At 34.2% G+C, this 19,116-nt stretch carries 23 protein-coding genes; 21 read left to right on the top strand and 2 right to left on the bottom strand.

Translation table 11 applies throughout. The features are described from left to right. The first annotated feature begins 234 nt into the window (after positions 1 to 234). The 10 genes from FMG_RS08480 (at position 235) to FMG_RS08435 (ending at position 8,289) form a co-directional block, all read left to right on the top strand. Positions 235 to 1,467, top strand: a complete 1,233-nt coding sequence (locus tag FMG_RS08480) for a competence/damage-inducible protein A (protein WP_012291239.1) — start codon at positions 235 to 237, stop codon at positions 1,465 to 1,467. Positions 1,468 to 1,519: 52 nt separating this feature from the next. After that, complete coding sequence (locus FMG_RS08475) at positions 1,520 to 2,266, top strand: ParA family protein (protein ID WP_041250675.1); 747 nt, start codon at positions 1,520 to 1,522, stop codon at positions 2,264 to 2,266. Continuing rightward, positions 2,266 to 3,075 (top strand): ParB/RepB/Spo0J family partition protein, encoded by an 810-nt coding sequence (locus FMG_RS08470; RefSeq protein WP_002838698.1) that lies wholly within the window; start codon positions 2,266 to 2,268, stop codon positions 3,073 to 3,075. Before FMG_RS08475 ends, FMG_RS08470 begins: the two co-directional genes overlap by 1 nt. Further along, the gene (locus FMG_RS08465; protein ID WP_012291237.1) at positions 3,072 to 3,707 is read left to right on the top strand and encodes a cyclodeaminase/cyclohydrolase family protein; all 636 of its coding nucleotides are present in this window, start codon (positions 3,072 to 3,074) and stop codon (positions 3,705 to 3,707) included. Before FMG_RS08470 ends, FMG_RS08465 begins: the two co-directional genes overlap by 4 nt. Beyond that, complete coding sequence (locus FMG_RS08460) at positions 3,707 to 4,864, top strand: aminotransferase class V-fold PLP-dependent enzyme (protein ID WP_012291236.1); 1,158 nt, start codon at positions 3,707 to 3,709, stop codon at positions 4,862 to 4,864. Before FMG_RS08465 ends, FMG_RS08460 begins: the two co-directional genes overlap by 1 nt. After that, positions 4,851 to 5,339, top strand: a complete 489-nt coding sequence (locus FMG_RS08455; RefSeq protein WP_002838700.1) for a DUF4446 family protein — start codon at positions 4,851 to 4,853, stop codon at positions 5,337 to 5,339. Before FMG_RS08460 ends, FMG_RS08455 begins: the two co-directional genes overlap by 14 nt. Before the next feature lie 24 nt (positions 5,340 to 5,363). Continuing rightward, a complete protein-coding gene (gene pta / locus FMG_RS08450; RefSeq protein ID WP_012291235.1) occupies positions 5,364 to 6,335 on the top strand; it encodes a phosphate acetyltransferase in 972 nt (323 codons plus the stop codon). Between the two features lies 1 nt (position 6,336). Further along, positions 6,337 to 6,693 carry a hypothetical protein gene (locus FMG_RS08445; RefSeq protein ID WP_012291234.1) on the top strand — a complete coding sequence of 119 codons (357 nt, stop codon included), beginning with the start codon at positions 6,337 to 6,339 and terminating at the stop codon, positions 6,691 to 6,693. Positions 6,694 to 6,726: 33 nt separating this feature from the next. After that, positions 6,727 to 7,635 carry a putative ABC transporter permease gene (locus FMG_RS08440; protein WP_012291233.1) on the top strand — a complete coding sequence of 303 codons (909 nt, stop codon included), beginning with the start codon at positions 6,727 to 6,729 and terminating at the stop codon, positions 7,633 to 7,635. 96 nt (positions 7,636 to 7,731) lie between these two features. Then, a complete protein-coding gene (locus FMG_RS08435; RefSeq protein ID WP_012291232.1) occupies positions 7,732 to 8,289 on the top strand; it encodes a hypothetical protein in 558 nt (185 codons plus the stop codon). 69 nt (positions 8,290 to 8,358) lie between these two features. Here FMG_RS08435 and mnmH read toward each other — a convergent pair whose 3' ends face one another. Then, complete coding sequence (mnmH, locus tag FMG_RS08430) at positions 8,359 to 9,378, bottom strand: tRNA 2-selenouridine(34) synthase MnmH (protein ID WP_012291231.1); 1,020 nt, start codon at positions 9,376 to 9,378, stop codon at positions 8,359 to 8,361. 91 nt (positions 9,379 to 9,469) lie between these two features. Continuing rightward, positions 9,470 to 10,201 carry a TraX family protein gene (locus tag FMG_RS08425; protein WP_002838672.1) on the bottom strand — a complete coding sequence of 244 codons (732 nt, stop codon included), beginning with the start codon at positions 10,199 to 10,201 and terminating at the stop codon, positions 9,470 to 9,472. Between the two features lie 178 nt (positions 10,202 to 10,379). Here FMG_RS08425 and FMG_RS08420 point away from each other — a divergent pair, with 178 nt between their 5' ends. The 11 genes from FMG_RS08420 to FMG_RS08365 all read left to right on the top strand — a co-directional run bounded on the left by FMG_RS08420 (position 10,380) and on the right by FMG_RS08365 (position 19,052). Further along, positions 10,380 to 10,730: a GrdX family protein gene (locus FMG_RS08420; RefSeq protein WP_041250636.1), complete on the top strand. Its 351-nt coding sequence runs from the start codon at positions 10,380 to 10,382 to the stop codon at positions 10,728 to 10,730. A gap of 16 nt (positions 10,731 to 10,746) precedes the next feature. Then, a complete protein-coding gene (locus FMG_RS08415; RefSeq protein WP_012291229.1) occupies positions 10,747 to 12,033 on the top strand; it encodes a glycine/sarcosine/betaine reductase component B subunit in 1,287 nt (428 codons plus the stop codon). 9 nt (positions 12,034 to 12,042) lie between these two features. After that, on the top strand, positions 12,043 to 13,332 hold the full coding sequence (locus FMG_RS08410) for a glycine/betaine/sarcosine/D-proline family reductase selenoprotein B (protein ID WP_080503398.1): 1,290 nt from the start codon (positions 12,043 to 12,045) through the stop codon (positions 13,330 to 13,332). A gap of 13 nt (positions 13,333 to 13,345) precedes the next feature. Next, entirely contained in the window at positions 13,346 to 14,689 is a 1,344-nt protein-coding gene (locus FMG_RS08400; RefSeq protein WP_002840106.1) for a sodium-dependent transporter, read from the top strand. A 144-nt stretch (positions 14,690 to 14,833) separates the two neighbouring features. Further along, positions 14,834 to 15,484 carry a Crp/Fnr family transcriptional regulator gene (locus FMG_RS08395; RefSeq protein ID WP_002838665.1) on the top strand — a complete coding sequence of 217 codons (651 nt, stop codon included), beginning with the start codon at positions 14,834 to 14,836 and terminating at the stop codon, positions 15,482 to 15,484. Positions 15,485 to 15,557: 73 nt separating this feature from the next. Beyond that, a complete protein-coding gene (locus tag FMG_RS08390) occupies positions 15,558 to 16,109 on the top strand; it encodes a hypothetical protein (protein ID WP_041250635.1) in 552 nt (183 codons plus the stop codon). After that, entirely contained in the window at positions 16,099 to 16,587 is a 489-nt protein-coding gene (locus tag FMG_RS08385) for a prepilin-type N-terminal cleavage/methylation domain-containing protein (protein ID WP_012291226.1), read from the top strand. The genes FMG_RS08390 and FMG_RS08385 overlap by 11 nt, the downstream gene beginning before the upstream one ends. Continuing rightward, complete coding sequence (locus tag FMG_RS08380; protein WP_012291225.1) at positions 16,571 to 16,894, top strand: prepilin-type N-terminal cleavage/methylation domain-containing protein; 324 nt, start codon at positions 16,571 to 16,573, stop codon at positions 16,892 to 16,894. Before FMG_RS08385 ends, FMG_RS08380 begins: the two co-directional genes overlap by 17 nt. After that, a complete protein-coding gene (locus tag FMG_RS08375; RefSeq protein ID WP_041250634.1) occupies positions 16,869 to 17,384 on the top strand; it encodes a prepilin-type N-terminal cleavage/methylation domain-containing protein in 516 nt (171 codons plus the stop codon). The genes FMG_RS08380 and FMG_RS08375 overlap by 26 nt, the downstream gene beginning before the upstream one ends. Next, entirely contained in the window at positions 17,381 to 18,358 is a 978-nt protein-coding gene (locus tag FMG_RS08370; RefSeq protein WP_012291223.1) for a hypothetical protein, read from the top strand. Before FMG_RS08375 ends, FMG_RS08370 begins: the two co-directional genes overlap by 4 nt. Before the next feature lie 76 nt (positions 18,359 to 18,434). Beyond that, positions 18,435 to 19,052, top strand: a complete 618-nt coding sequence (locus tag FMG_RS08365) for a hypothetical protein (RefSeq protein ID WP_002840142.1) — start codon at positions 18,435 to 18,437, stop codon at positions 19,050 to 19,052. The last annotated feature ends 64 nt before the right edge of the window (positions 19,053 to 19,116 follow it).

Genomic DNA, 19,116 nt, shown 5'->3' with positions numbered 1-19,116 from the left:
ACTTTTTTGTTTCGCTAGATTAGAAAAGAAAAAAATTTTTCTCGTGGGATTTTGATTGCTATGGGAGATGGAAGAATATTTTTTTATTTTTCATCCACAAATGTTTCACGTGAAACATTACAAACAAAATTTTATTAGTGATATAATTTATTTGTAAGAGAGAAAAAAACGACGCTCTGAGAGGCGTTTTACGGCAGGTAAAATTAAAAATAGGTAATAAACTATGGAGGAGATATGAAAGTTCAAATAATAGCCGTAGGGACGGAATTATTGCTAGGTGACACTTTGGACACTAATTCTAACTATCTTTCTATCAAAATGAGGGAGTTGGGGTTTGATGTGTACAAGAGGGTTGTGGTTGGAGATAATTACGACAGACTTTACAAGGAGATTGAAGAAGGATTACAACAAAATGATTTGATTATAACGACAGGTGGTTTGGGACCGACGGAAGATGATATCACGAAAAAATGTTGCTGTGATTGTCTTGGCAAGAAAATGGTTCTTAACGAAAAAAGTTATGCGAAATTGAGGAAGTATTTTAACGAAGACGAAAAGGCAATCCAAGGCAATATCAAACAATGTATGTTTCCAGAAGATGCGATTGTTTTCGAAAACTTTAATGGGACTGCTGATTGTGCATTGATTGAGAATAACGGCAAGAGAATTCTGTTCTTACCGGGACCACCAGCTGAGATGAAGCCTATTTACGAAAATCAAGTGCAACAAGTATTGGAACAATTTGCGACGGACTGTATTATTTCTGAAACTTTGAATATATCCATACTTGGAGAATGGGACATGAACGAAAGGGTCAAGGATATCATTGAATCGTCAAATAATCCTACGGTTGCTCCATATTTTAAGAAGGACAAGAGAATACTTCGAATAACTGCAAAAGCATCTGACAGACAAACTGCCCTTGATATGATTGCTAAAAAGAAACAAGAACTTCGAGATAGACTTGGTATGTATGTTTTTGGAGAAAATGACGAAACAATTGAAGAATCAGTCTACAAGGTGTTGAAAGAACATGATTTGTCGATTATGACATCAGAATCCATTACAGGTGGTATGATCGCATCCAAACTTGTGAATGTGTCTGGAGTTAGCGATTATTTAAAAAGGTCATTGGTGGTGTATTCTAATGAAGCGAAAATTGAATTGCTTGGCGTTAAGGCTGAAACTATTGACACATACGGTGTTGTTAGTGAGAATGTTGCGTTTGAGATGGTTGAGAGGATGTTTGAAAAATTTAATGTTGACTGTTCAATATCTACGACAGGTTTCGCGTCAGGAGAAAATGCTGGGCTTGTATACGTTGGATTGGGCTACAAAAATACGATAAAAACGCTAAAATTACAGCTTCATGGAGAACGCAATAAAATCAGAAATAGAGTTTCAAACCGAGCACTAGCAGAGTTGAGACTAATGATTTTAGAAAATGTTTCACGTGAAACATTTTAAAACAAAATACAACTTTATTTGTGCTATAATAAATATGAAAGGAGCTGTAAATTTGAAAACAATATGTGTATTTAATCAAAAAGGTGGAGTGGGCAAAACTACTACCGTCGTTAATTTGTCAGCAGCTCTTGGTTTGAAAGGGAAAAAAGTGCTTGTAGTGGATTTGGATCCGCAAGGTAACACTACTTCAGGCTTTGGAATCAACAAGTTTGAGCTTCAAAAAAGCGTATACGATTTGATGGTTCACGAAGATTTTGATGAGGATTTCATCATCAAAACTGAAGAAAAAAACGTGGATATAATCCCAGCAACGTCTGATTTGTCAGGTGTTGAGGTGGAGCTTATAAACACTAATGACAAGGAAAAAGTGTTATCTAAGATACTTTCTAATGTAAGTGGTTATGATTTTTGCTTTATAGATTGTCCTCCATCTTTGGGGACATTGTCTATAAATGCGTTGGTGGCGGCAAATTCCGTCCTTATACCTATTCAATGTGAGTTTTACGCGCTTGAAGGTGTGAGCCAGTTGATGAATACTATTAATTTGGTGAGAAGTTCACTTAACGAAAACTTAGAAATAGAAGGTATCGTTATGAGTATGTTTGATGGTAGAAATAATCTTAGTTTGGAAGTGGTGGAAGAGGTCAAGAAATACTTCAAAGACAAGGTGTTTACGACTATGATACCGCGTAATATAAGGTTAGCAGAAGCTCCAAGCTATGGAATGAGTGCGTTATCTTACGACAAAAATTCCAAAGGATCTATTGCTTACAAGAGACTAGCGGAGGAATTTTTATAATGGTTAGGAAAAAGGGATTAGGAAGAGGCTTAGACGCTTTAATACCACAAAATATTATAGAAACGACAAGTTCTGATTCGATCGTTAAAATCGAATTATCGAAAATAATTAGAAGAGAAGATCAACCAAGAACACATTTTGAAAAAGACAAGATACGTGAGCTAGCAAATTCTATCAAAGAATACGGCGTTATATCTCCGATTATCGTTAGAAAAAAGGACGAAAAGTACGAGATAATCGCTGGAGAAAGAAGATTTCTAGCGAGTTTAGAAGCTGGATTATCTGAAATTCCTGCAATTATAAAGGAAATGGAAGATAGTGAAGTGGCAGAAGTGTCACTTATCGAAAACATTCAACGTGAAGATTTGAATGCTGTTGAAGAGGCCGTAGCTTATAAAAACTTGATGGAAAACTACAACTTAACCCAAAAAGAATTGGCAGATAAATTGTCCAAATCAAGGTCATATATAGCAAATACATTGAGACTACTTAACTTGGATGAGTTGTCACTTGACCATCTGAAAAAAGGTGATATCACATCATCACAAGCAAGAAGTTTGCTTGCTATTGATGATATGAAAAAGAGAAAAGCGTTGTTGGACAAGCTATTATCCAAGAAGACAAATGTCAGAGAAATTGAAAAAGTGTCCAAAGAAACAGACCCGTTTTTGTTGGATTTGCAAAACAGGTTTTTGGAGAAATTCTCTACAAAGGTTAGAATTAAGCCAAGAAGAAAAGGCGGAAGTATAGAGATAGAATATCTATCTAATGAAGATTTAGAAAGGATTATGGAGATATTAGAGCTATGATGTTTATGGATCAAACTTTAGAAGAATTTATTAAAAATGTAAACTCAAAGGAACTTCCAGGTGGGGGTTCTATCAGTGCGTTGACTGCGCTTTTGGGAGTAGGTATTGGAAATATGAGTTTCTATCTAACTGAAGACAAGAAATCTTTCAAAGCATTAGACGAGAAAACTCAGCAAGAAATCAGATCTCATGTAGACAGACTTACTGAAATTATCGAAGAATTAAAGGGAAAAATGGTTGAAGATACTAAAAGTTTTGACTCTGTTCTTCAAGCATACAAGCTTCCTAAAGAAACTGACGAAGAAAAAGCATACAGAAAGAAAATGATAGCCGATGGATACATCATCGCTACAGAATCTCCAATGTCTTCTGCTAGAATCATGATGGAAGCATTGGAGCTTGTAAAACAAATTGCAAAATATATCGATAAATATGCAATAACTGACCTTTTAGCAAGTGCATATTTATTACATTCTAGTATGAAATCTGTAATGTTGAACGCTAAGATCAACATGAAACAACTTGGCGATAGCACAAAAGTTTCTGAAGAAATAACAGCATTAGAAGACAAATCAGAAGTTTTATTGAGAGAAATTGAAGAAGTTTCATACAAGAAAATAGGTGAGGTATAATGACTTATTTCGATAATGCTGCGACGAGTTTTCCAAAACCAGAGATAGTTTATGAAAAGCTCGATGAAGCAACGAGAGAATTTGCCGCAAATCCTGGAAGAAGTGGCCACAAATTGTCACTTAAAATGGATAGGGCGATTTTTAATTCTAGAATGAACATCGCAGAATTTGTCGGAGGAACGAATCCTCTTAATTTGATTTTCACATTGAACTGCACTGATAGCTTGAACATTGCGATTAAAGGTCTTGTAAAAAAAGGAGACCACGTAATCACGACATCTTTGGAACACAACTCAGTTCTTCGACCACTTCACAAAATGCAAGAAGATGGATTTATCGATTTGACTGTTGTGTATGCGGATGAACGTGGGATTTTGGATGTCAACAAAATCGAAGAAGCGATTACTGACAAGACGAGAGTTTGCGTGACTACTGCGATGAGTAACTTGACAGGAACTATCGTAGATTTCTGCAAAATCGGCGAAATCATGCACGCTCACAACATCTTATACATCGTCGATGCTGCACAAGCGATTGGGTTTTTGGATTTTGATATGAAAAATATGCAGATAGATGTGTTGTGTTTTCCTGGACACAAATCGTTGTTTGGACCTATGGGAACAGGAGCGTTGTATATAAAAGAAGGAATTGATGTCAAAAGCTTGAAACAAGGTGGAACTGGATCGCACTCACAAGATTTAGAACAACCTGACGAATATCCTGACAGATTAGAAGCTGGAACTATCAATGGACCTGCAATTTATGCGCTTTCTGCAGGAGTTGATTTCATCAAACAAGAAGGTTTGAAAAACATCAGAGACCACGAAAATCGTCTTAAAAACAGATTTATAAATGGTTTGAAAGATGAAAAAGGAATCACAATGTACGGAAGTTTGGATGAACACCAAGGACCGGTTGTGCCTGTAAATGTCGAAGGAATAGGCTCTAGCCAGTTGGCATACATCCTAGATGACAAATACGATATCGCAACGAGAGCTGGAATTCACTGTGCGCCGCTTGCTCACAAGACTATTCACACACAAGACATCGGTGCTGTTAGGTTCTCATTTGGCCATTTCAACACTGAAGAAGAAGTGGACAAGGCGATTGAAGCGTTGAAAGAAATCAACAGAGGAGACAAAAATGGGGCAATCTAGTGCTATGAACACAATATTGATAATTCTTATGGTGTTTGTGGTATTAGTTTCCGTGATAAATTTCCGCAAAATCAACATCGTCAACAAGAAAGTCAACAGGGTTAAAAGAAGATATGATGCGCTTTTCAGAGCACAAGATGGTGACATTGAAGATATTTTAAACCAAAATTCTACAGATATCGTGGCAAATCAAAAAAGAATCGAAGAATTGTCCAAAACATTGGAATCTGTGGAAACTTTACAAGCAATATCACTTCAAAAAATCGGCCTTGTTAACTATGATGCGTTTGAGTATTTGACTAACAAACTCTCGTATTCACTATGTTTGTTGGATGCCAATGACAACGGGCTAATAATCACATCGATTTTCGGAAGAGAACAATCTACAAGCTACATCAAAATCATAACAAACGCTAAATGTAGCGAAAAACTAAGCGAAGAAGAAAATGAAGCTTTGAAGAAAGCTTTAAAATAGAACATTGTAATAAAGGAGAAGAAAATGGATATATTTGAATCATTGAAATCAAAAATTTCAGGCAAAAACTTAAAGATAGTATTTCCTGAAGGAGAAGAATTGAGAATTTTAAAAGCAGTAGCGAGATTGAACGAAGAAAAAATCATAACTCCTGTAATTTTAGGTGACGAAGACAAAATAAAAGAATTAGCAAAAAAAGAAAACTTGAACATCGAAGGGGTTAAAATCATCAATCCACTTACAGCTTCTGATTTCGATGAAAAAGTAGACAAATTTGTTGAAAGACGTAAAGGCAAAAACACTGAAGAACAAGCAAGAACAATGCTTAAAGACGTGAACTACTACGGAACAATGATGCTTTATTGTGATGAAGTAGACGGTCTTGTGTCAGGTGCTGTTCACTCAACTGGAGACACTGTAAAACCTGCACTTCAAATCATCAAAACAAAACCAGGCACAAAACTTGTATCAGGAGCAATGGTTATGATTGGACCAAACGGTGAAAGATACGTATTCTCTGACATCGCAATCAACATCGAATTGTCCGAAGAACAATTGGCAGAAGTTGGCGTTGTAAGTGCAGAAACTGCGAAACTATACGATATAGATCCAAAAGTTGCATTCCTTTCATTCTCCACAAAAGGCTCTGCAAAACATCCATTTGCAGAAAAAGTTGCCAACGCTACTAAAATCGCTCAAGAAATGGCACCAGATCTTCCAATTGATGGCGAATTGCAATTTGACGCAAGTATCGTTGAATCTGTAGGAAAACAAAAAGCTCCAGGATCAAACGTAGCAGGTAATGCAAATGTGTTCGTATTCCCAGATTTACAAGCAGGTAACATCGGATACAAAATCGCTCAAAGATTAGGAAAATTCGAAGCAATAGGACCAATCCTTCAAGGAATGGCAAAACCAGTTAACGATTTGTCTCGTGGTTGCAACGAAGAAGACGTGTACAAGCTAGCTCTTATCACAGCTGCTCAATCATTATAAAGTGAAAAACAATAGACTGTTCACGCTAATAACATATGTCGTATTCTTGTTGTTCTCGGGATTTTTAGTAGAAATCGTATTATCAGGCAAGAGCTTTACAAGAATAATGCTAATAGTTTTCGTAGCATCCTTATTAGTCGTAACTAAAATGATTTACGATAGAAGAGATGAGGACATATCATCATTGAAAGAGTTGAGATTGTATTTGATTGCAAGTGCAGTAGTTTCCATAATGGCAATCGTGAAATATTTAAAAGAATTTTCGTTTAGTAGAATATATATGCCATTTGCATTTGCAATAATTATACATTTAGTTTATACAGTAATATACAAAAACAAATCAAAAACACAAAGATAGGTGCAAGCCTATCTTTGTTTTTAAGGAGATAAAATGGAGTTAATTAATTTCATATATTTGTTCTTCTTTTATGCGGTTTTCGGATATATTTGGGAAGTGATTTGGGTTAGTAGTTGTCAAAAGAAACTCACAAACAGAGGGTTCTTGTACGGGCCACTACTTCCAATATATGGGTTTGGAGCAGTGTTCATCACGCTTTTTGTTGATCACGCAATAGCAAGGTTTAACGATTCTTACATCGTAATATTTTTCTCGGGACTTATAATTGCAACTGCGTTGGAATTCGTATCGGGATATTTGATTGAAAAAATATTCAAAGTAAGATACTGGGATTACACAGAAAGGTTCATGAATGTAAAGGGGCTAATATGCCTCAGATCATCACTGTTTTTCGGAGTAATGTCCATATTCATGATGAATTATTCCAACAAATACATACTTGAACTCACTGAAAAAATCAAAAACTCAAACTACAACTTCGTGATTTACATTCTAATCGCTATATTTTCCGTAGATGTTGTAATTTCAGTAAAACAAGCTTATGGATTTAGGTATATAATTGAATACCAAGAAAAAATGGAATCATACTTGAAAGAAATCAGAAAAGATGTCAAGCTCAAAGCGTTGGAAGGATCACAAACACTTGAGGCTGATTTGTCGGGACTAAAAACTGCTCTTCGTGACAAAATAGAAAATGTAGAAATCAAGAAATCCTTCATAGAAAACAGCGCTAAAATATTGGAAAATAGAATAGCACGAGAAACCAATCTAAAAGAAAAACTCAAAGAATTGTTGGATGAAAAAGTTGACAACGACGACAAAGTCGAACTAATTAACAAAAAAATCGACAAAGTCTACAATAGAAGACTTAAAAGATTACAAACTCACCAAAAAAACATCCAAAGAGTTGCAAAGAGAAACGATATAACTTACAAGAAATAAAAACAAGCAGATGTCTTATATGGCATCTGCAATATTGTTCATTTGAATTAGTAAGAATAGCATGAAAATAATAATTTAATTAAAAGGATATGGAATATGAAAAAAAATAGAAAAATATTTTTAAGTATAGTAATATTAATATTGATTTCAGCAACGATTTTTAATTTTCTTAATCTAGACAAGCTTGGAAAATATATTGATTTTAAAGATTCTGAAAAAACCGCACATAATATTGCAGATGTAGTAAAAGGGCAGGTTACAGAATACTACGACAAAGACGGTAGGAAAAATTATTACGCATTGAATACAGATAACAATGAGAAAAACTCTATTTATTTATCATCTTCAATATTAATAACAGAAGATTTGCAAGATAATGGAATTTATCAAATTAGGATTATTACACCTAATAAGGAGTTATTGATTAAGATTTTTGAAGATCTAAATTTAAAATTAAAAAAAGAAGATATCGAATATTTAAATAAACCCGTTAAACAAGTAAAACATTCTGAAATTAAAAATTGTTTTTTGAGATTAAAGGGAGGAAATAAAGAATTATATGATGGTTCAATATTGGTAGGTGCAATAATTACGAAAGATAAAGGAAATATTGAAGAAATTTTAAAAACAGATAATCAATATTATAATAATTAAAATAAAAACAAGCAGATGTCTTACATGGCATCTGCTTGTTTTATACTTAAAACACATATTTATTCGAAATTAAACTGCATAAAATTTCATTATTTCTTCGGCACATTTTTCGCTATTGACGTTATTTATTTCCAACTCAAAATCTTTTGATTTGACAGCGTAATTGATGTCGTAGTATTTCGTAATCAAGCTTTCTATTACACTATCGTAGTCTTCGTTCTCTAGTTTATCAATCAAAATAGATGAGTTGTTCTTGCCAATGTATTTGGATAAATGATTTATTCCTTTTTTTATATCTTCCAAAGCATGAGGATTTTTCAAATAATCTGTTTTTATTCTATCAATTCTATTTTCTAGGCTTGAATTTATCATAACTTGATGATGTGAACTGTTGTATTTTTGTCTCAAAATTTTTGGAATATTCAAGCTTCCTATTTTGCTGCTTTCACATTCTACAAAAACAGGAGAGTTGTCAAAACTTTTGAGCTTATCGAACAGCAAACTTTCGAACATTTTTTGCGATGGTTGATTTTCCAATCCGGCATTTCCAAGAATGGAGCCTCTGTGATTTGCAAGTTGTTCCAAGTTGAGGACGTTTTTATGAGAACTTTCCAGAATATTCAGAATTTCCGTCTTTCCAACTCCTGTGTAGCCATTGATATTTACGTATTCGTGTGAATTTATAAGCTTCTCTAGATTTTCGATAACATGTTTACGATACGATTTGTATCCGCCTTTTAGTCTGTAAATACCAAGTCCCATGGACTTCATTATGTTAAAAAGCACCGTACTTCTCATTGATCCTCTGTAACAAAACAAGCACACGTTGTGATTTTCACTCAAATCAGACAATTTCACGTAGATATCTTCTAGTTTTACAGATGCATAACGCACTGCCAATTGCTTCGCACACTCGTGATCTCCTGCATCATAAATCGTTGAGATTTCCACTCTTTCATCGTTATTTAGTATCGGAATATTGATAGCTCCGGGGATAGTTTCCTTCTGAAACTCGTATTCGCTTCTAACATCGACAAATATTATATTTTCCATATTTATAAGTTCTTCATAAGTATTCGCTACGAACATTTTGGCCTCCAAAATACTAATTATACACCTTTTATTGCGTTTGTAAAAGAGATTTTAGGCAAAAAAAGAACTTGCAATCGCAAGTTCTGGGTTAAAAATTAAAATACATTCTAACAAGTCCAAGTATCAATATATGAACTGGATAGAATAGATAGTTTACCAATTTGTTTTGTTTTCCACGTTTTCCGTTGTATGTCACAGTAAAGGCGAATCCCAAGAATGAATACACTTCTTTGATAATCGACAAATATCCAAGGCCTGCGGAAATAACTGGCTTGTCGTAGAAAATGTAGAACAAGTAAGCTAAAATTATCGCGTGATAATCGTAGTCCAAGCTTAAATACATTGCCAAGAATCCGAAAACAGCGACGATTATTACAGATGCACCGTACCAAAGTATCCTGTTCTTAAATTTATCTTTAATATGATCGATTATCCACACAGTTACAAGACACAATGCCAACGTGAACATCATGTTGTTCCAATACGGATCGAATAATACCTTCGATGTGAAAATATCGAACGGAACTTCTGAAATCACCGCAAAAACCAACAAGTTTCGAAGATATTTCGCCCTGTCGTGTGTCTTGAAAAATCCTTCAACTATGAAAAATATAAATATTGGAAATGCAATTCTTCCTAATATCGATAGAAAGTTCGAGATATACAACAATGCTCCTTTTCCATTTAAAAAATGCGTTACAATCGAGTTGTTAACATGATCAATCAGCATCGATGTAAACGCAATGTATTTTAGCTGAGCTGCGTTGAATATCTGAAATTTCTTTAATTTATCGTGTTCAAATCTTTTATTAATATCCATTAGTCCTCCTTAAAAATTGAGTATACTGTATGATACAATAATTTGAACAAATTTGCAATATTTTCTTGTGAGAATTTCATTTTGTGTTAGCATACTAACAATTACTTTAATTAGTGTTAGTGTGCTAACTTTTTTTTATCAAGAAATATGGTTTAATAATAGTACAAGGAGGATGGTTATGGAAAATGATATAGTAATTGTTACTAATAATAGTTACGTAATTAACGAATACGACAACACTATTAATATCGAAGGAGAATATTTGGATGTGCTTTATAAGGTAAGAGATCTCACACATTTGGGGTATTCTTTGGTGACTCATCCTCTAGCTGCATCGATTAGGATGTTTTATTCGCCGGTTAGAAGTGTAGTGATGAAAAAAGGTTTTTCTGAAAGGTCAATTGAAATTATTGAAAATTCTATCGAAAAATATATCAACACTATGGGAGTTCGAAAGCCAGATTACAGAAATGGTGAAGATTATTGTACTCTCGATGCGGTTCTTCTAAAAGAAGGTATAGAGAATTAATGAAGGAGTTGGGGTTATGAAATTAGAATATCAAAATTGTCTGATTGAAGATGTTAAGTTTTCTGATACTACTAAGGTAGAAAACAAAACTCTTTTTATCAACAAAGATGAAATGATCGATTTTTTAAAGGATGTCGATTTTGTAACAGAAATTAGCATTGACTTGGCGAAACCTGGCGAAAAAACTAGGATTATTCCAGTTAAAGACTGTATCGAACCTAGATATAGAGTTGGTAGAACGAATAAGTTCCCAGGTGTTACAGGTGAAATCGAACAACTTGGAGACGGTATCACTAAGATTATGAAAAATGTTGCGGTAGTTACTGTTGGTGATGTGGTTGGTTTCCAAGAAGGAATTATAGATATGTGGGGAGAAGGAGCAGACTACACTCCATTTTCCAAGACTTTGAATGTAGTTGTAGATATTAAAGTTCAAAAAGATATCGAACCTCACGAACACGAAACTTGTGCTAGACTTGTAGGTTTGAAGTCTGCTGAATATTTGGGATATGCTCTTGAAAATGTAGAGTGCGATAATTCAGAAATCTTCGAAATTCAAGATATTAAAACAGAAGCAGAAAGACTTAAAGATCTTCCAAGAGTCGTATATGCACAAATGATGATTGCACAAGGTTTGCTTCACGATGTGTACATTTACGGTGTAGATGTTAAAAAGATATTACCTACACTTCTTCATCCTAATGAAGAGTTGGACGGTGCTGTTGTAAGTGGTAACTGTGTAGCTGCTTGCGATAAAATCACAACTTATCAACATCAAAACAACTCCGTAATCAAGGAATTGTACAAGGAACATGGCAAGACTATTAATTTTGTCGGTGAAATTATGGTTCCAGAGCTTACTACTTTGGATGGTAAATTTAGAACTTGCGATTACACTGTTAAGCTTTGTAAGATGTTAGCTGCAGATGGTGTTGTAATTTCTGAAGAAGGTTACGGTAATCCAGACTCAGACTTGGTAATGATTTCTGCTGGTTTGGAAAAAGCCGGAATAAAATCGGTACTTATTACTGACGAATGTGCTGGATGGGCAGGAGATTCTCAACCTTTGGCAGATGCCAAGAAGGAAGCATGTGCTGTAGTATCTACAGGTAATGTATCTCATCTTGTTCATTTGGATAAGCCAGACAAAATTATTGGTAATGTAGAAGCCATTAAGAACTTAGCTGGTGGTTGGGATGGATGTTTGGATGAAGAAAAAGGAACTATTGTATGCGAACTTAACGCTGTTACTGGTTCTACATCTGAAATAGGATTCCACAATCTTACAGTTAAGCTTTATTAGGAGGTTTTTATGAAAAAAATATTATACTATGTAAATCAGTTTTTTGGACAAATAGGTGGAGAAGACAAAGCTGATTATAAGCCTCATTTTGAAGACAAACCGATCGGTTGTGCACAAGCTTTTGATAAGGCTTTGGTAGATGGTCAAGTTGTTGGAACTATCGTTTGTGGTGACAACTATTACAACGAACATAAAGAAGAATCAGACAAATTTATATTAGATGTATTTGAAAAAGTAAAACCTGACATTGTCGTAGCAGGACCTGCATTTAACGCTGGTAGATATGGTATGGCTTGTTCTGGAGTTATCAATTTATTAAAAGATAAAAACATCCCACTTGTAACTGGAATGTACATTGAAAACCCAGCTGTCGATATGTGTAGACTTCACAGCTACATTATTGAAACTGCAGACTCTGCAGCAAAAATGAGACAAGCTATAAAAGAAATGGCTACTTTGACCAATAAAATTATTGAAGGAAATAAACTTTCTCCAAAAGAAGACAATTACCTTGCACAAGGTAGACGTGTGACAGAATTTTCTGACAAAATCGGTGCACGTCGTGCAGTTGAAATGCTTCTTAAGAGATTTAACGATGAAGAATTTGAAACAGAACTTCCAATGCCAGAATTTGACGAAGTTGAACCAGCAGCTCCAATAGCTGACATGAGCAAGGCTACAATAGCACTTATCACAACTGGTGGTGTTGTTCCTGAAGGAAACCCTGACAAAGTTCAATCAGCATCAGCTCAAAAATGGGCAAAATACGATGTAAGTGATTTGGATGAATTAAAAGGTAAATTCGTTACAATCCACGGTGGATTTGACCCTGTTTATTGTAATGCAAAAGCAGACAGAGTTGCACCTTTAGATCAACTTACAAGACTCAAAAAAGAAGGTGTAATAGGAAATGTGTTCAAATATTTCTACACAACAACAGGAACAGGAACATCTGTAGCTAATGCTAAGAGATTCGGTAAGGAAATTGGTCAAGAATTGAAAGATGCCAACGTTGACGGCGTTATAATGACTAGTACCTGAGGTACTTGTACGCGTTGCGGTGCAACGATGGTAAAAGAAATCGAAAGATATGGTATCCCTATAGTTCATATGGCTACTATAACTACAATTTCACAATCAGTAGGAGCAAACAGAATTGTACCTACAGTTGCAATTCCATACCCAGTTGGTAACCCAGAATTGAAATCTCGTGAAGATGGTTTAAGAGAAGAATTGGTTGAACGTGCAATCAAGGCATTAGAAACAAAAGTCGACAAACCGACTATATTTAAGTCTTAATGGAGGTGTAATTATGAGCGACAATAGAGGTAATTGGAATAGTAGATTTGGATATATAATGGCAGCAGCAGGATTTTCCATTGGATTGGGAAATGTGTGGAGATTTCCATATCTAGTTGGTACAAATGGAGGGGGAGCATTCGTATTAGTTTATCTATTAATATGCGTGTTCATTGGGATACCTCTATTCTACATGGAAGTTACACTTGGTAGAAAAGCGCAAGCAAGTCCAATTTTAGGTATGAGAAAGTTAACTAAAAAAGGCAGCCCTTGGGTAAGTTTCGGTTGGCTTGGAGTATTGAGTGCGTTTTTCATTCTAACTTATTACATTCAAATAATGGGTTGGATATTAAATTATCTTGTAAAGATGCTTACAGGAGAAATGACAGGATTTACAGCAGCACAGTACACTGAAAACTTCGCAAAAATGTTGGATTCTCCAATGACACTTTTAATATTTACATTGATTTGTACAATCATAATTGGTGTCATTTCAGCTAAAAACTTAAACGACGGATTGGAAAAAGCTTGTAAATTTATGATGCCAGCATTATTCATAATGCTAATAGCAGTTGTAGTTAGATCAATCACTCTTCCAAATGCAATGGAAGGTGTTAAATGGTATATGAACGTTGATTTCTCAAAAATCAATGCAGAATCCATACTAGCAGCACTAGGACAATGCTTCTTCTCAGTAGGAATCGCAAGTGGTGGTGCATTTGTATATGGATCATATCTTAACAAAGATTCAGACATACCTTCAGACGGATTAATGGTTATAGGATTTGATACACTAGCAGCACTTATCGCCGGATTTGCAATATTCCCAGCAGTATTTGCACTAGGATTACAACCAGATTCAGGATCAAACTTATTATTCGTAACAATGAGTAACGTATTTATGAATTTACCATTCGGAAGATTTTTCGGAGTATTGTTCTTCTTATTGATGTTCTTTGCAGCATTATCATCTGCATTAGGATATTTGGAACCAGTAAGTTCATCATTTACTGAATTACTTAAAATTGACAGAAAAAAAGGCGTAATCTACGCATTAACATCTATATTTGTTGTAGGATTGTTAACAATATTCGGACATAACATACTAAAAACAGTCACAGTAATGGGCAGAAACTTGTTCGATTTTGCAGACTTCCTATCAGGAAATATCATGATGCCACTTGGCGCAATTGCGTTGATACTTTACACATTATTCAAATGGAAATTTGATGTATTCAGAGAAGATGTAAACAACGGTGCAAATTCTATAAAAGTGCCTAAGGTTTTGAAATATGTATCATATTTATTACCTTTTGTTTTAATAATTATATTCCTTAAAGGATTGGGAATATTCTAATAAAACAATTTCATATCTCTTGATAAAAATACCAGAGTTAGATACCAATCTAATTCTGGTATTTTAGGTTATAAAAACATTCGTTAAATGATTTACATTGAAAACTTTTTTTGTTAGAATTTAACTAAGAGAAGAGGGTTTTAAATGAAAATATTAGACTTTAAACTATTCGATAATATATCGGAGAGATCACAGAACGAATTGCTTAAACTGGATTTCTTTTCGAAAAACTATGAATCTGGTGATAAGGTTCTTGGTAAAGAAGAGGATTTAACTTATGTAATGTTTATCGACCAAGGTTGTTTGAAGGCGTGCGAGTACACAATAAATGGAAAGGAAATAGTGTCCTCATATTATTTTGCGGGGGATGCTTTTCCATTTTACTTGTATTTTGGACACACCAGAAAATTTCCTTACGATGTGTATGCTATCAAGAAAACAAAAGTGTACTTCTTGCCACTAAAAGAGTTCGAGAAAATCATGGACACAGACATTGTCCTCACCAAAAACATATTGAAATTTGTAGCGGAATACACTTGCTTCAACAAGCTTGTCATAAGGGCAACACAATATTCAAAAGTATCTCAAAGACTAGCTTATTGGATACTCCATTTGCAAGAGGTAGATTATTTGAAACTACCAACATCTCAGACGATGCTTGCAGATATTTTACGTGTCAACAGACCAAGCTTGAATCAAGAATTGAAGAAGTTTGCAGAAGACAAGGCGATTTATATAGAAGGCATGGAAATTCGTGTCTTGGACAGGGATTATTTACTTAAATTTATTGACTAACCACCCACCGAAATTAACAAAACAAAATGTTTATTAGCTAAAAATATACTATAATATTATTATGGAGGAAAATATGGAAGCCATAATATTTGTGATGTTGATAGCTAAGTGTTTGATGGATTTGTATTTGAAGAGATTATCCATTAAAAACATTGGTGTTTTTGTGTTAATTTCGGTGTTTTTGTGTGCGATATTTCGTATTACGAATACTACATCAATTTGCGACTTTGCTCTGTTGCTTGGCTTTGTTGACATTATGGTTGACGATTTCGTAACCAACGAAGTTTACTGGATAAATATTTTGTTTTTCATGATTTGTAGCGTTATTGTTTCTGTGTTTTCGAGTTTTTTCGTGAAAAGTTTTCTGATTTTATTAATTCCCGTAATTGTCAATTTTTTCACCAAAGAAAGATTTATGGGAATGGTGGATTGTCTGATTATTTTGGGGATTGGTATGAGTAAAAGTCTCACAGATTTGGTGAATTTCGTGTTTTATCTTGGAATTATAAGTGGAATCAGAGCGTTGATATATATTATAAGAAAAGAAGAGGGCGAGGAGATTGCATTTGTTCCTGTGATTTGGTCATCTTTTTTGTTGTATGTGGTGATGGGAAATGTTTTCTAAATTAAAAACGAGAAAAAAAGCATTCAGCTTAATAGAGGTCATGGTTAGTCTGTTCATAATTTCCGTTGTGGTCATGACTTGCGTTTTAAAATACGACTTCAAAACAAATGTGGCATCCAGAAAAGAAATCAACACATTTATAAGTGATTTGAAAACAGCGAGAAGTGTGGCGATGAATTCGGGAAGAAGCATCAATTTTAAATTCGACAAAAAATCTTATTCTTTTTATGATACTACAACAACTGATACTACAACAACATATTTTACAGTGACAAGAGATTTGAAATACGGAGAAATTCAGACAATTAATGACAGAAAGGAGAATGCTCTTAGTTTCGATAATTTCGATGCGAGAATTTCCAAATCGGCAGGTTCATCACGTTTCCAAACGATTTATTACATAACAACAAACAAAAAATACAGGATAAATTGTTACATAGCGACTGGGAGAGTGAATGTAGATGAGATTAAAAAATAAGGGATTCACGCTGCTTGAAGTTTTATTTGCGCTGTTTTTGGTGAGTTTATGTGTTGTAGTGTATTATCCACAACTCAAAAATGTGATTTTAATGCAAGACAAATCCTACACCGAAAACATCGTGCTATTAGATTTGGACAATTGCGTGGAATATTTGAAGGGGCACGATGATGTCGATTCTTCAATTGTGAACGAAAATTCTAAGGTTTTTGTCACGAAAGATGATGTGGGAGATTTAGTCAGGGTAAATGTAAAAATAGTTAATGGAGATATTGCGAAAGATGTATCATTTTACAAAAAAAAGTAGTGGATTTACTTTGCTTGAAGTTATGGTGAGTTTGTTCATATTTTCAGTCGTATTGGGCGTGATTTTCCTGTCTTTTAATACAAATTTTAAAATTATGAACTCCAGCGCAAATATGAAAAACGACGTTGACGATGTCGACCACTGCGCATATTACATAAAAAAAGAAATCGAAAGGTCGAGCCGTGTTATCACAGAAAGGCCAAATTGGACGCACTTCAATCAATCAATGGGATTTGTCCTAGTAAAATATGTCGATAAAGAACAAAATTACGTGTATTTTACCAAAGAAAATGACAAAATCATCAGATTTGCATTTTCAGATTATCTAAGCTTTGATGAATTAAAAGAACACGGCCCCAATGGCAGAATTTACAGGAATAAACTCAAGGAAAACGCCGAGGATTTTTCATTCGCTCACGATGACAACTACATTTATTTAAAAGAAAACGGGAAGAAATTCGTAGTCTACATTGGAGATAAGGAAAAATGAAACGAAAATCGAAAGCCTACATCACAATTTACGCACTCTACATGATATTCGTGTTGATGATTGTCATTGTGTTTTTGTTAGTTCAAGTGAAAAACATCAGGACAATCAACACCTACAAGTACAACTACATAAAAGCCAAGGCGAACGCATATTCAACAGTACAAATCATCAATAAAAGAAAACTTTTTGATGAAAAGCTGAACGGAAATTTCACAAAAAATACATTTAATATTCAGATAGAAGAAATTCCAGAGCAAACAGGAACTGACGTCAATTTTTATGAGGAAAAAGGCGGAGACAGGAAAGTTTTTTCGTTTATGAGCTACTATCCGGACAATAATGGATCTTATGTGATAACGAAAATGGTGTATAAAAGGAAAAATCCATTTGAAAAAAGAATTGTTCCAGAAGAAAAAATCGACGAAATATTGCCAGAAATCACTGAAGGAAAGCAAAGTTTGGGAATAAAACATTGTTTTGTATTTTCACTGAACAACGAAACGTATTTTGTTGACAAGAATATCGTCGATCAAAAATACGAAGAATACGCACAAGAAAAATCAAAGGGAAATATCGGTGAGATTGCGGAAAATGATGACGAAAATATTTTTGAAAAAAGAGATGAAGATGCAAAAATTGAAATGGATGAAGAATTTCTGACTAAATTAGTAGAATTTTCCACAACAATGACAAATATTGTGGTTGATGCTGATGATATCACCATATTTAACGACGTCACGATAGATGGAGTGTTCATAGATAAGAACAACGTGTATTATGTGGCAAATAAAAAAGCTAGAAAAAATCCTGAAATTACGGTAAATGGAATATTAATACTGAAAAACTCACAAGCTTATGATTACAAAGTAAAAGGAGAATATCTGTCAACAAAAAAAGTAGACATCAATTTTACAGAAGACAAAAAAGTATACAAGAGTAAAAAATACGAGTTTGCAGGTAGTTATTATGAATAATCGATAGAATGATTGAAACTCTTCTTCGATATGATGTATAATATATATATGATAAGCGAAAAGGGAGGGTTTGCTTATGAATAAATTTAAAAAAGTTGACGATATGGAAGGCAAACAATCTGAGTTTTTCGATATCGTATACGAGATTTTTGAGTTTATGGGAGAGACGTTGGAGCTACCTATAAATAAGTTCAAAAACACTAAAAACGGCGTATTTAAAATGGGGCTTTTGGCATTTGTAGTCACAGTAATCTTGGACTACTATTCAAGCTTTGACATTAGCTCATTTATCAGAAGAAACTATCTTGTAGGCTACATTTATTTTGCGATAAGAAGTGTGTTCATATTTCTATTTGCGATTTTAAAATTCAAAATAACTTATCGAATAGCCAACATATTTTTCGACAAAGATGATTGGAGACAAGACGAAAAATACAACGTATTGCTATTGGTAATGCTACAAGCTGCAATCTCGATGGCGATTTATCCATTTGGAGTCTACATTGTAATCGTTGAATCATTTGTGATACTGATGTTTTTCATAGGACTCAACATCAAAAACTTCAAATTTGAAAAACTACCATACATCATCATCACATTCATGTCACTTTACATTGGATTGAGATTTGTAAGACTTTTCATCTACAACATAGCAGTCGATTGGATAGAAGCGACAAATATTGTTTTCTTATAAAACCAACGCTCACAAATGTGGGCGTTTTTTTGAATACAAATTCTACACAAAAATTAAAAAGGTA

The sequence above is a fragment of the Finegoldia magna ATCC 29328 genome, assembly GCF_000010185.1.
Lineage (GTDB): Bacteria > Bacillota > Clostridia > Tissierellales > Peptoniphilaceae > Finegoldia > Finegoldia magna_H.
Note: the sequence above shows the minus strand (reverse complement) of the source record. Positions and strands in the feature narration are given on the sequence as shown.